Annotated in this window: 9 protein-coding genes; all 9 read right to left on the bottom strand. The window is 49.6% G+C overall.

All coding sequences use genetic code 11. The features are described 5' to 3' along the window. Positions 1 to 3 precede the first annotated feature (3 nt). Complete coding sequence (locus tag ACFOLF_RS34935; RefSeq protein ID WP_210045310.1) at positions 4 to 1,032, bottom strand: amidohydrolase family protein; 1,029 nt, start codon at positions 1,030 to 1,032, stop codon at positions 4 to 6. Positions 1,033 to 1,053: 21 nt separating this feature from the next. Further along, positions 1,054 to 2,106 (bottom strand): amidohydrolase family protein, encoded by a 1,053-nt coding sequence (locus tag ACFOLF_RS34930; RefSeq protein ID WP_210045311.1) that lies wholly within the window; start codon positions 2,104 to 2,106, stop codon positions 1,054 to 1,056. A gap of 40 nt (positions 2,107 to 2,146) precedes the next feature. Continuing rightward, positions 2,147 to 4,177: a family 10 glycosylhydrolase gene (locus tag ACFOLF_RS34925; protein ID WP_210045312.1), complete on the bottom strand. Its 2,031-nt coding sequence runs from the start codon at positions 4,175 to 4,177 to the stop codon at positions 2,147 to 2,149. 55 nt (positions 4,178 to 4,232) lie between these two features. Next, positions 4,233 to 6,245 (bottom strand): alpha-amylase family protein, encoded by a 2,013-nt coding sequence (locus tag ACFOLF_RS34920; RefSeq protein ID WP_210045313.1) that lies wholly within the window; start codon positions 6,243 to 6,245, stop codon positions 4,233 to 4,235. A 23-nt stretch (positions 6,246 to 6,268) separates the two neighbouring features. After that, the gene (locus ACFOLF_RS34915) at positions 6,269 to 7,159 is read right to left on the bottom strand and encodes a carbohydrate ABC transporter permease (protein WP_210045314.1); all 891 of its coding nucleotides are present in this window, start codon (positions 7,157 to 7,159) and stop codon (positions 6,269 to 6,271) included. 22 nt (positions 7,160 to 7,181) lie between these two features. After that, positions 7,182 to 8,072, bottom strand: coding sequence for an ABC transporter permease (locus ACFOLF_RS34910; protein ID WP_210045315.1), 891 nt, complete (start codon positions 8,070 to 8,072; stop codon positions 7,182 to 7,184). Positions 8,073 to 8,148: 76 nt separating this feature from the next. Next, positions 8,149 to 9,864 carry an extracellular solute-binding protein gene (locus ACFOLF_RS34905; RefSeq protein ID WP_210045316.1) on the bottom strand — a complete coding sequence of 572 codons (1,716 nt, stop codon included), beginning with the start codon at positions 9,862 to 9,864 and terminating at the stop codon, positions 8,149 to 8,151. A 143-nt stretch (positions 9,865 to 10,007) separates the two neighbouring features. Continuing rightward, entirely contained in the window at positions 10,008 to 11,426 is a 1,419-nt protein-coding gene (locus tag ACFOLF_RS34900) for a response regulator transcription factor (RefSeq protein WP_210045317.1), read from the bottom strand. Beyond that, on the bottom strand, positions 11,419 to 13,182 hold the full coding sequence (locus ACFOLF_RS34895; protein WP_379113451.1) for a sensor histidine kinase: 1,764 nt from the start codon (positions 13,180 to 13,182) through the stop codon (positions 11,419 to 11,421). Before ACFOLF_RS34895 ends, ACFOLF_RS34900 begins: the two co-directional genes overlap by 8 nt. Positions 13,183 to 13,569 lie beyond the last annotated feature (387 nt).

Raw genomic sequence — 13,569 nt, 5'->3', positions numbered from 1 at the left:
CGCTTACAAGCGGTACAATTGTTTTGCATTTTGGGCAAATATTTTGGGCTTGAACGTCTCGGGCAGAAAATGCAAATCCCGGGGAGATGCGCAGTATTGATGCGGATAATTGCTTGCATAGAGGAGCAGGTCCTCGCAATTCATCATGGCCAGCACATCCGTCAAATCCCCGTCCTTCTCGGGACGCTCCAGAGGATGCGTCGTAAAACGGACATGCTCCTTCAAATACAGGCTCGGCATTTGCTTCGTCCAGGGAATTTCCGATCGAAGCCCCTTATACTCCTGATCGAGACGCCACATCAATGCCGGAAGCCATGCAATGCCGCCTTCTACAAATATCATCTTCAATTCAGGAAAACGCTCGAATACGCCTTCCGTCAGCAAACTGAGCAGATGCACCTGCATCGACAGCGAAAATCCTGCATACCACTCCAGAAAGTGGGATGGATATCCCTGTGATGCCAGAATGTTGACTCCCATGCCGTCTGTGCCTGGATGGACCGCAAGCGGCAGACGATATCGGGCGCATGCTTCATAAATGGGATAATAATGTCTTTGGCCGAACGGAGCGCGCGCTCCCGTATCCATGATGACCTGTACCATATGTGGATGGTCTGCCCATTTTTCAATCTCTTTCGCTGCAGCAGCGGGATCCTGATGCGCGATCGTGATCGAGCCCTTGAACACGCCATCCGGATTATGCGAAGTCAACCAGGTGTCGCTGAGCCAGTTATTATAAGCGCTTGCCTCCATGGCGGCCTGATCGGGATCGTGATGGATGGATACATTTGCCCGGGGGAGGAGAATGGCTTGTGCAACACCTTCCTCCTTGATTAGCTGCCGGATCAGAAAATCCGGATCTGTTCCCGGTCCTGCACCATTCGGGGGTACCGTTCGGTTTGTTTCCACCTTCTCCGCATAGTAGGCGTTGCTCCATATATGAAACCGGTGTTTCCACGGTTGTGGCAAATATCGCTTGATTTCCTCCGCATTCCGCGGATAGACATGAACATCGCAATCTATGATTTCCATTGGCACTGCCTCCATTCGGTCCTATAATTTGTAGAACTCCTTGGCGTTTTCGTAGAAGATCCGCCGGTGCAGCGCCTCGGGAAGCTTGGGAAAGGCCAGGCGGGGACTGTCGAAATCCCAATGCGGATAATCGCTGGAAAACATCAGAATATGCTCGGCATCCGCCAGCTCCAGCATTCGAAGAAGATGCCGGTCGTCATCGGGTCTCTCCAGCGGCTGGGAAGTGATGCGTACATGATCGCGGATATACTCGCTTGGTTTCCGCTTCAGCCATGGAACTTCATTGCGGTATTGCTTGTACAGCGTATCCAGTCTCCAAAGCAAGGTGGGGAGCCACGATACTCCCCCTTCAACCAGCACTACCCGCAGACGGGGGAACCGTTCGAACACGCCCTCAATCAGCATGCTGATCAGATGGGTTTGGTAACCGATCGAGTGAGCGGTGCTCCATTCGATATAATGCGACGGATAACCGACGGATGCCTGAAGATTGATGCCCATGCCATCCGTCCCTACATGCGTCGCAAACGGCAAATCATATTTTTGGCAGGCCTCATAGATGGGATCGTACATCCGATTCCCGTATGGAGCCCGCGCTCCTGAATCAGACAGCACTTGCACCATATGGGGATGTCCCGCCCATCTCTCAATTTCCCGTGCGGATGCGGCCGGATCTTGATGGGATATTTGAATCGAGCCCTTGAATACGCCGTCGGCGTTGTATCTTCCGAGCCATGTTTCCGCAACCCAATCGTTATAGGCGCTTGCCTTGGCGGTCGCAAACTCCACGAAGGGCATCGGGTTGCCGAAAGAACGATGCAGCAGAATCGCATGGGTAATCCCGTATTCATCAATTAACTGCTTGCGCAGAAACTCCGGATCGGAACCTGTCGGCAGCCCGTTTGGAGGCGCTGCGTCCGTCCGGTCCACGTAAGTAGGATGGCGGAACAAATCCCGGCCGCCTGTCAGGGGCCGCCAATGCCATTTCGGATCGAGATGCTTTCGTATTTCATCCACATGCTGAGGAGCCACATGTACGTCGCAATCTATCATTTTTTTGCTGCGGGTGGTCATTTTTGTTTATTCCTCCTCTGCGCCAAGAGATTTCGGAGCTTTATGCTTCCATTGTGGAAACATGAATACATTCCCATGTGTTCAGAAGATCCACCTTTATCCTTACCCTGTTCCCCTCTTGTCTCCATTCAGCATCGCCTGCAGACAGAAGCTTCTTAACTTGCTTGGCCTCCCGATCAAAGGGAACAGCAAAGGAAACGGCTACATCATGAAGCTGAACGCAAGAAGCCAACGGCCGCCGTCCGGTACCGTTCACCAGATGTATCAGGTAATCATTATGCTTTTGAAAGACGCTTGCCTGCACCCCTTCGGCATCCTGGATTTCAATGACCGGCTTATCCTTCAGCAGCATGATTAACGTGTTTGACAGCAAGGTATGGTGGTCAGGCAGCCCGTACTGCCTCAACAGCTGCCCCAGGGAAAATGGAAAGTACATGATGTTTCCTTGTCCGTATGGATTCAGCATCGCCAAGGGAATATCCGTTTTCTCCGCGGGCAGGGAAGCTCTCTCCGGCGGAGCGCCTACACTCTCCAAAGGAGAGAAAGGGGGGACCAGCGTCGCTAATACCTGCGTATTTCTGCCTGGCCGGCAGTACGTTACCCGGCCTCGAAGCGGGATTAGCGAGGTATCTTCCAGACCCCGTCTCAGGGGATTGGCAGGTCCGTCCAGGCGGATATAGGCTGCTGCAAGCTCTTCGCTCAATTGCGAGCCCTGAAGACGCAGTATTTCCTTCCATTCATCCGGATGATGACCTTCCAGGACAAGATTTCCGCCCCCGGCTGCATAGCCGGACAGGTCTGCAACTTGATGCTCGGAGAGGCTCGTGCCTTCCGGAATAATAACCGCTGCATATTTCGACAAGCGGGCTTTGGAGATATGGCCGGGAATCAGCAGATCGAACAAGAAATGCTTCTGCATCAAGGCATCGGACCATCCCTCTCCCGATGGATCATCATTCCAGACCAGAGCCAGCTCGTAAAGCGGTTTGGCATCCTCCATGTATGGCTCAATGACGGCGGCTGCATGATTGATCGCAGCTACGGATTGAAGAATACGCTTGTCGGCAATGGTATCGGGAATTCCCGTCAAGGAATGCCAGATATGGCCGCCATTCGCCGGAACCTGCGACATCCAGAACCTGTGCTCGGCTGGCGGCAGGCCGGTATGACGCCAATCCATTCCGGGAGAGGTATGAATAATCCCGAATGGACTCGGCAGCCCTTCCATCGTCCTGCCCAGCTTTACCGAAAGCGCAGGATTACACCATTCGGGAAGGCTGCTCCTGCCGCGGGACAATACATCATGCGGTTCGGTGCACATGATGTCTGCCAAGGGTGACCGGTCGAGAATCGATTCCTCCCGGGATAGTTGATAATATAAAATAAGCGGCATTTCCGCGTTCTTGCTCTTAATCGCCGCACGCAGCAAGGAAAGGTTATCGTGATAACAACGGGCAGCCCAATCCTGGGCAAACCGCGAAACATCATCAGGCAATTGTTCGCCGTATAGAGCAGCATATTTTTGCTTGCACTCATGGCAGTAACACGTCGTATAATTCGGTGCGTTCAGAAAAATCCCGTCTACCGCGTAATGATCCAGCACCTCCTGCAGGACCTGAACCGCAACCTCGTTACCTCTGTACCCGCCATTGATGCAGGTGTGCAGGAGCAGCGGCCATCCGCCCGGACGAAAAACACCGATATAATTTGGTTTTCCGTCCTGCTGCCTTGCAAACCATTCCGGTCTTTGCAAATAAACGCTGTCTTCCGCCTTGCCGAAGTCAAATCTGGCAACAAATCTCAACTCCTGCTCCCGGCAGGCATCGATTACCTCCTGAAGGAGGTCCCGGTCCTCACTCAAATATTCATTCCTTATATGATAACGAACCTGGCTGGGATACCAGGCATATATTCCCCCGACATTAAAAACAATGGTGTTTGCCCCCAGCACCTTTAATTGACGGACCAGTTTTCCCGGGTCAATCCTCGCCGTATCTCTCACCTGCAGGTTGGGTTGGATGACTCTTATAGGCTTGCGCCACCACAAGCTGTTATCGGTTCCCTTCGACATATAAGGCGCCTCCCCTATGCTATTTGCCAGTCCCTAAAAGAACGGATCGGCTTGTTCACTGCTCAGCAGCAGCAGTCCTGATCAGTATCGCCGCGAAGTCGGTCAATGTCGGTAAATGCACAGTGGCTCCGCCGCCTCCGTTGTCGAAACGAACGGAAGACTGGTCGGCCAGATTGGTCGTTTCAGTGATCGGGCCCATATTGGCAAGCTTCACATGCATGCCCGAAACAGGCAATGGATCGAAATAGGTGACGCCATTGAAGCCTGAAAGATTCAATACATGCAAAATGCAGGTTTGCGCATCCAAACGGTTGAAGAAAACCTCAACATTCTGCGGAGCGTTCGTTTCCAGTTCCCAAGGCGTTTCCGTCATATGGTCAAGAATATCCAGCACGATTTGCTTATGATCGGCGAACCCGTGATTATAGTAGAGCTGCCCCGGCTGCCAAGGGATATAAGCGGACTTGCGCAGCTCCTCTTTCTTCAGCCCTGCCCCGTAATATTGGTCTGTAATTTGGTGCCCGAATGCGCGTTCAGGCGGACCGAACGTGGAGGAATCCACATAAGGAAGCTGGCGGCCGACATCCGGTTCCAATTCGACCCGATAGAATTGCTCCCCCAGAAAAATCCAGTCGCGTTCCGTAAACCGCTTGAACACTTGTTTATCCTCCGTAAACAGATAGGCCGATTCTTTCCGGATCAGCTGAAGACTTTCGGGAATGACCCCAAATATCCGCCGTAAAAAAGCCCGGTTTTCATCGCCCTCTGTAAAGGAACCGCCGGTTGCAATCAAGCATACGCCCTGCAGATGCATATTCGTCAGCAGCTGCATTTCCAGTTCGGACATTTCGGAAATGCCAGGGATGACAACCGCTTTGTAACGCTTCAGCTCCTCTCCTCTTTCCGCTAATGCATGCTGATGGACCACATCGAACAGGATGTGGCGTTCCTTCAGCATTTTGAATAATCCCAAATACTCATTTCCGTTTTCCGGGGAATGCTTCCCCGGCTTAATCAAAGCAACATCGGCGACGGACAAGAACCGCCCGTAATACTGCTCGTTGTCCCGGTGATACTTGAAGATCTCCGCGACCGTATTCAGATTATGGCGGTCCGGGTAATCCTCGAACGCGCCGATAATGCAGAAGTCCAATCCTGATCCGCTGGCGAGACTCTCTTTCAGACGAATATTGACCTCATGCGCGGATACGCCCGTAAATCTGTGCACCAGCCCGACAGCATTGATACAGCAGTTGCTGACCAGCTTGTCATCCCAGGAATCCTCGAGAGATTTGACGTTCTCGGAAGCGGAATACGGCCACAGTGGATAAGGTCGGCCAATTTCGGTATTCGATTCCTTGCGGACAATATCGACCTTATGCTCATGATAGGTAGATATGGCAATATCCCTGTTCTTGCTTTGGACCAGATCGTAGATGCTGTCGAGCATCGACTTTGTCGTCATTTCCTGAAATTCCCGATATTTCAGATTTCCCGGATCATCCGGTGCTGACAGCTCCAATCCGTATAGATCCTTGAACCGCGATCGGCAATTGTCACAATAGCAGGCCCCATACTGCGTGCCGCTGTAATCCCATGTCTGATAGCCGAACATGTTGAAGAAGATGCCGTCCACCTCGTAATTGGAAAGAACCTCGTCAAGAATCTTGAGCGAATATTCCCTCTGGTAGCAGCCGTTCACACAGGTATGGACGATACCGTGATAATTCACGGCCTCGCCTGCCCGCGTTCGGTAAAACCAGTCCGGCTGTTTCTCGTAAATCGTTTCATGTGCTTTGCTGAAATCGAAACGCGCGATGAATTTCATGCCGTTGGCATGGGTCTTCTCGATGGCTTCCCGGAGCAAATCCTTGTTTTGGCAGGCCGCGCGATAATGATACTCGAGCTGAGTCGGATAGAAAGCCACGATACCGCCTGCATTCAGCATGAGCACATTTGCCGATAAGCGGTTCAGATCATCCATTAATCGGTCGACATTCAAGTTGGCATCGGATTCCCGCAGGTTGTTTTGAATCATCCGCAAGTTATTGTTCTTCCACCAGGTCAATGGGACGAGCCCTCCTTCCACTTCTATTCTTTGACGGAGCCAAGTGTAATCCCGTGAATGAAGTAGCGCTGCAAAAACGGATAGACGATCAGGACGGGAATCATGGCGATAAAGATTTTTGAAGCATTCAGGGTGCGATTGGAGATTTGACTAAGCCTTCTGTATTGATCCTCCGTCATCGTGGACGGATCCAGCATGACGACCATCTGTTGAATATAGGTTTGCAGCGGATAGAACTGCTCCCGCGTCATGAATACCAGGCCGTATAGAAACTCATTCCAGTGCATGACAATGCTGAAGAGCGTCACCGTTGCAAGAACCGGAACGGATAAGGGAATAAATACTTTAAACAGTAAGGTCCACGGACCCGCCCCATCCACCAGCCCCGCCTCTTCCAGCTCCTTCGGCAGGTTGCGAAAGAAGTTCACCACCAATATCACATTGAACACGAGCCCCTGCGCACCTGCCACCAGCACAAGCGCCCAAATGCTGTTGATCAAGCCCAATTGCTTGACGGTCAAATATAAGGGAATCAATCCGCCGTTGAACAGCATGGTGAAAACCAGCACCCACATAAGCACATTCCGCTGACCAAAATCCCGGCTGCTCTTCGACAAGGGATAAGCAAGCAGCGCAACCACAAAAAAATTCAATACCGCGCCCAATGCCACGCGTTGTATGGAGATCCAGAAAGAATGAAAAAATTGGTTATCTTTCAGAATCTCATTGTAGGAATTGAAATTGAATTCAACGGGCCATAGCCAAACCTGACCGGCGGCAGCCGCGGTCTTGGAACTCAGCGAAAGGGCCAATGTATACCAGATCGGCAGTATACATGTGATCGTAATTGCAAGTAAAATCAGAATCAGCAGCACATCAAACACTTTGGAGCTGACCGTCGTATCTTTGACCATATCCCTCCACCATCCAATCTGTTCAGAAAATGCGGTAATTCGTAAATCGGTAAGCCAAAATATAAGAGACGGAGATCAAAAGGAATCCGGCGACCGATTTCAGCAAGCCGACAGCTGTAGCCAGGCCATACTGAAGATTCAACAAACCTGTTCGGTACACCCAGGTGTCGATAATATCCCCGGATGTATAAACAAGAGGATTATACAGGTTGAAAATCTGGTCGAATCCGGCGTTCATGACGTTTCCGAGACTCAATACTGCCAGAAGCACAGTGGTTGTGCGTATGCCAGGCAAGGTCACATGCCAAAGCCGTCTCGCCCTGCTCGCCCCGTCTATGGCCGCTGCCTCATATTGGGACGGATTGATACCGGTCAAGGCTGCCAAATAAATAATGGTGTTAAAGCCGAAATCCTTCCACACGTCACTGCCGACAACCAGGTAAGGAAACAGATCCGCTCTGGCAAAAAACAGCACCGGATCCACGCCGAAAACAGCGAAGATCTGATTGACGGGTCCTTGAAACGAAAAAATGTCCAGAAAAATACCGCCAAGGATGACCCAGGATAAAAAGTGGGGTAAATAAACGACCGTCTGGATCCATCGCTTCATAACGGCGATACGCAGTTCATTCAGCATTAGTGCAAAAATGAGCGGCACCACCAAATTGCCGATGATTTTCAGGACAGCGATAAAGATGGTATTAAAAAAAATGGTCTTGGTATCATTAAGCGTAAACATATAACGGAACGTATCCAGTCCGATCCATTCGGACCCCAGCATGCCCTTGCCCGGAGTGAAATCCTGAAACGCAATGACGATTCCGAACATCGGAATGATGCTGAAGACGATAACCCACAGGTATCCGGGAAGCAGCATGAAATAATAGTGCTTGATAAATGATTTGGTGCTCATCTGTCCCTCTCCTTTCCCTGGACTTGTGCGGCAGAGGCGCTAGGTCAATCCCGCGCCGCTGCCTGGAGTCCGCTTGCTATTCCTTAATGAATTCTTCTACTTCTGCGGTAATTTGGTCGCCGCCTTGTTTTTTCCAATCCGCAACGAATTGATCGAAGGAATCAAGAGGTGTGAAACCCATAATGATATTCATGAACGTTTCGGATTCGAGCTTCTCCAGATTGGCCCATTTGCTTTCCATTGATTTGGTTTGAGAATAAATCAGGCTGCCTACTTTATTCATCGGCTTGTCGATCAGCGGGGCTACGCCGATCAATCGGCAGTAGGCGCGGGCGAAAGCGCCCCAATCAGCCTCGGGATTCCAATATTCGATGCTGGGGTTGTCATATGGTTCCAGCTTGACTTTCAGAATCGCATCATACTCGTTCGGCAGATTCGGATCATAGGGCTGATCCGCCAAAACCTCCTTCGGCTTCTCGCCGGCAAGCACTTCCTGCAGGAGCTTTACGCTTCCTTCGAATTTATCGTATCTGGACATAACCAGGCGCAGCGGGGAAAGTCCCGGATCCAGACCCGTATCGCTTTCCAATTTGTCGCTGTCCCGGAAAACCACATTATTAATTTTCGCGATCGCTTCAGGATGCCCGAACCCTTTGCGGACAACCAGGAATTCCGTTGTCGGCGCGTTGATATGCGGATTGTACTCCCCGTCTTTATCAAGCGGCAGGGTATAGGCCAGCATATTGGCATCCGGATTGGTTTTAACCATATCCACGATTGGACCGTAACCCATCCACCAAGGGGCGGAGAACATGCCTGCTTTGCCCGAAACAATGGGCTCGGCTGAATCTTTCCTTATGCCCATCTCCTTATCAATCCATCCTTTGGCGTACCAGTCGCGCAGCTTGGCCAGTGCTTCTTTGGTTTCAGGAAGCGTGGAGCCGTACACGGGCTTGCCGTCCGCACCCTCCAGCCAATAACCCGGATGCGAGTCGAAGGCGGAGAAGATCGGATCAAATCCATAGAGATTATTGCCGGATTCAAGGAATGTAGCATTCAATTTGCCGTCACCGCTTTGGGGACCGGATAACCCGAACGTATCGTTCTGACCGTTGCCATCCGGATCCTTCTCCGTCATCGCCTGAATGGCTTTTTCGAACTCATCTATCGTTTTCGGCGGTTCAAGACCCAGCTTGTCAAGCCAGTCTTTTCTCATATACATCAGGTGAACGCCATCTGCGCCCCCTTTGGAGCCCGGGATCGCCATCAGTTTTCCGTCAAACGTCGCCGCATTAATGCCAAAGCCTTCCGTTGCGTCAATGACGTCCTTCACGCCTGGTGCAGCATATTTCTCATATACCTCTGTCATGTCCTCAAGCTGTCCGGCTTCCACCATAGCGCGAAGCGCTAATTGATTGACAACCATCGCATCGGGTAAATCTCCGCTTGCAATGGATATGCCCAATTTTTGATCCCAGTTGGCTCCGCAAGCGACACTCCATGCATACTCGATGTCTACATTGAGCACTTCTTCCACGTTTCTGGTGAATACGTTATCCTCCGGCGTATCCCCTTCCGGCAGACTGTTGTTCGTCGGATCGGTACATTGGCCAATCGAAACCTTGACGGTTTCTTCATACTTGCCGAACGGATCGGTCGCCTCCCCCGTATCTGCCGTATTGCCTGGCGTGGCCGTGGCCGCAGTGTTGCTGCTGCTTGGCGTATCCGACGTGCAAGCGCTTAACAAACTGATCGCAAAAACCATAAGAATGATGAACCCTTTTTTCGCCATCGTTGCAATCTCCCTTCTTGTCTCTGGTAGGAATATTGATTATTCTATCACTGTTGAAAGCGCTCTATATCTGAAGCATGATCATAAAAATGGGTGAACATTGGACGAATATCTCCTGCAGCCGGTCATCTTTCTACCCAATCTCAGACATTCATCGCCTTGCTCTTGTTTTTTCGGTATTCACTGGGCGTCATGCCGGTAGATTCCCGGAATATGCGGCTGAAATATTTAACATCCACGTACCCCGTCCGCTCAGCGATCCATTGAACCGGTTTTCTTGACTGGAGCAAATATTCTTCGGCCCTTTTCATTCGCACCTGCCGCAAGTACTCGTTGAACGATTGACTGACAATGTCCTTGAAGCATTGATTGAAATAACTTCGGCTCATATTGACCCTTTTGGCAACATCAATGGCATACAGCTGCTGATCCAGCTCATCTTTCACAATCTTGACTGCCGTCATGATGCTGTTGACAACTTCCCAGGAATATTCCGTGCCCTGCAGCAAACATGCCGTCTCACGGACAAGCGCAAGCCAGCTTGCAGCCTCGCCCCAGCTTTTAAAAACGGCGGGAAGCTCGATGTTGGACTCCAATAGCTCGCCGTAGACCCGATTCCAATCCATGGCAATTTCATGAAGGAAGTGATTGAGCCGGGAAGAGGGCAGCCGCAGCCTGATAAGCTCTGACTTCAGACCTTCGAGACTTTCCTGTTGGGTCCAGTCAAAGGACAGCCAGCGAGCCTTTAGCGAGGTGAATTCCTCTTCCTCCAACGACTTTGGTTTGCTCGGCAGCTCATGAATGCTTTTGTGCAGCAGATCGTTCCGACTGTCATCAAAATCATAAAACAAATCCCCCATCCGGTAATTCCTAAGCAGGCTCAACACTTCCTTTTTGGACTTCCCGGCCAGCCCCTCCAGACGCATGACCAGCCATCCGCTGCGATCAAGAGCTTGATTTATGATGATCTCAAAAGATTTTCCGTTATCCGGCTCATCCCCGGGAAGCCACAGCCATATATAATGATCAATCCCGTTCAGTACCCAATCGGAGATGCCGATGAGTTGGTATAACCATTCCACATCGTCAGGTTCACCTACAGGTAAAAGCGCAAAACCCGTATCGGTTGCAAAAGGATCCATGCCGGCTGCACTTGAAGAAACAACCGTTTTCTTCATTTGCTCCTGGAGAATGCGGTTGTGAATCCGACCCAGCACTTCCTCGAAACGTTCTTCTTCAAGCTGCACCTTCACAATAAAATCAATCGCTCCGAGCCGCAGGGCTTCCTGGATGTAATCAAAATCCTGGTGCAAAGTAAGGACCGCAATATGGATATCTGGAAACCGATTCCGTACGACCCGCATCAGCTCGAGTCCGTTCATAACGGGCATAGCCAGGTCCGTCAGCAATAAATGAATCCTGTGGGTTTCCAGAAGCTCCAGCGCTTTTTCTCCATTATTGGCTTCTCCAACCACCTTCATGTCGAACTCGTCCCACGGCATGGACGAAATCAAACCCTTGCGGACCAATTTGTCATCATCTACTACAAGCACATTAATCATTTCGCGCCTCCTCTTTCTGCACCGGAAGACTCAAACAAACCGTTGTGCCTTCTCCTGGCATGCTGTTGATGTCTAATCGAGCTCTGCCTTCGTAATGCGAATCTACCATGCGCTTCACATAATTGATGCCAATTCCCATACCGAGCTGCTCCTCTGCCGGGCAGTCCCGATCCAGCAGCTTGTCGATGGTTTCTTGTGACAGGCCGATTCCGTTGTCGAATACCGAAATCAGGATTCCCTGATCGAATCTGACCTCCACCAGAATGCTGCCGTTATCCTTTATTCCATGATAGAGAGCGTTTTCAACCAAGGGCTGCAGAATAAATCTTGGTACAGGTTCACTCAATATTTTGTCATCCACATGGATTCTAACAACGAATTCAAAATCATAGCGGATTTGCTGCAGTATCAAATAATTTTTTAACGACTCGATTTCCTGAGAAATCGTGGAGACCACTCCCATTTTCCCAAGATTATAATGCAGCAATTTATTAAGCGACAGCACAAGCCGGTCAATTTCTTTCTGACCGTTCATAACAGCCAGCCAATGGGCCGTATCCAATGTGTTCATAAGAAAATGAGGGTTGATTTGATACCGGAGCTTTTCAATTTCCAGATCCATTCTTCGCTTTTCTTTTAGCTCTACTTCCACGAACAGCTCCCTGATCTGTTTTTTCATTTTTTGAAATTGAATGAGCAGAAAGTCGAATTCCGGAATCCTGGTTTCATCATACCTGGAATCAAAATCGCTGTGAGCCATGCTGCGGATTTCCAGACTGAACCGGTTGAGCGGCTTATATACCATCTTCCATAACATCCAGGCAATCAACAGACTGATGATGGCGAACATAAGAGATAAAACAACCATTTGCGTGATCCAGTGTTGTTTTTCCTTGTTGTATTCGGAAACCGGGATCAGGGTCACGAATTCCCATCCCTGGTTGCTTTTTTTGCCGAACCAATAATAATCGCCAATCATACCGGATTGCTTCCCGGACATGCTGCCCTGAAAACGGGAACTAACCGGAAATACCGATTCCAGCTCGCTGTATCCGATTTTTCCGTTGTTGTCCATAATCAGGTTAAAGGTATTCTTGACGCTCCGGTCGGCCTGCAATATGTTCTGGGTAAGCTTATAGCCGGATTCGATATAGATATAGAGGCTTTCTTTGCCGGGGATATCTACCTCCCGCGTAGCCGACAGCACGTATTCATTCGTGAACCGTTGATTGCTGATATGCGGTCCAAAATACGTAATTTTATAATACTTCGCCAGTGCAGGGAGATTCCCGATGTCAAAACTGTCTTTCAGGGGGAAATTTTCGAAAAGCACCTGGCCATTTTCCCGATAGTACATGGTTAAACCGATACTGGGATTGGTGAACGTAGCATGATTGATTTCCTGTTTAATTTGATCGACCAAATTGCGGCGTATATTGGGGTTGCCGGTATCCAGATAGGTTTCCAGTTTGACCGCTATGCTCCCTGGATAAGCAAGCTGCTGGGAGATATGATTGATATTGTCAATGGAATTTTCAAGCGACAGCACAATTTGATCAAGATTGCTCTCGATACCGGATTCGAGTCTGCTTGTCAGAATCGAATTGATTGCATTGTAGGAAATAACTGCCGTACAGAAAAACGGAATAAAGGTACTGGCGGCAAAAATGAAGACAATTCTTTTTTTCAAAGTGAGTTGGCTGTGGTGATTTAAGATGGATTGATAGAGGTTTACGAAATAGCCATAGATGTTCAATGAATCAGCTCCTGCTCATTGGCGTTGAAAAAACGATTGCCATCGACAATCGCATTGACCTGAGTTGTATGATGTTAACACGGTCTCAAATTCATCTTAAATGTCATCACTCCCTTCCCGGGCAGCCGTTCATTATAATGAACGGTGTTTGATGCTATAGTTCAATGTATCACGCACGCTTTAAATTGACTATCTCTATTTGGTAATTATCATTTGAAATTCAGATTATTAGGAGACTATGCCCTGCGTTGAAGAAAGCGTAATTGAATGTAGGAACTACTTCTAAATAACATATTTATATCTATAATAATATGTAATATTATGTTTTTATTTCTTTTATTAGTTATTTATCCACAAATGAAAGTGGGCACAAAAAAAGCCGGCGCT

Source organism: Paenibacillus sepulcri (genome assembly GCF_042647105.1).
GTDB lineage: Bacteria > Bacillota > Bacilli > Paenibacillales > Paenibacillaceae > Paenibacillus_Z > Paenibacillus_Z sepulcri.
This window is presented reverse-complemented; position numbering and strand designations above follow the sequence as displayed.

What these genes read in the sequence shown, in the direction of transcription:
- ACFOLF_RS34935 (WP_210045310.1), bottom strand. Translation starts at nt 1,032, where the DNA reads ATGGAAATCATAGATTGCGATGTTCATGTCTATCCGCGGAATGCGGAG.
- ACFOLF_RS34930 (WP_210045311.1), bottom strand. Translation starts at nt 2,106, where the DNA reads ATGACCACCCGCAGCAAAAAAATGATAGATTGCGACGTACATGTGGCT.
- ACFOLF_RS34925 (WP_210045312.1), bottom strand. Translation starts at nt 4,177, where the DNA reads ATGTCGAAGGGAACCGATAACAGCTTGTGGTGGCGCAAGCCTATAAGA.
- ACFOLF_RS34915 (WP_210045314.1), bottom strand. Translation starts at nt 7,159, where the DNA reads ATGGTCAAAGATACGACGGTCAGCTCCAAAGTGTTTGATGTGCTGCTG.
- ACFOLF_RS34910 (WP_210045315.1), bottom strand. Translation starts at nt 8,072, where the DNA reads ATGAGCACCAAATCATTTATCAAGCACTATTATTTCATGCTGCTTCCC.
- ACFOLF_RS34905 (WP_210045316.1), bottom strand. Translation starts at nt 9,864, where the DNA reads ATGGCGAAAAAAGGGTTCATCATTCTTATGGTTTTTGCGATCAGTTTG.
- ACFOLF_RS34900 (WP_210045317.1), bottom strand. Translation starts at nt 11,426, where the DNA reads ATGATTAATGTGCTTGTAGTAGATGATGACAAATTGGTCCGCAAGGGT.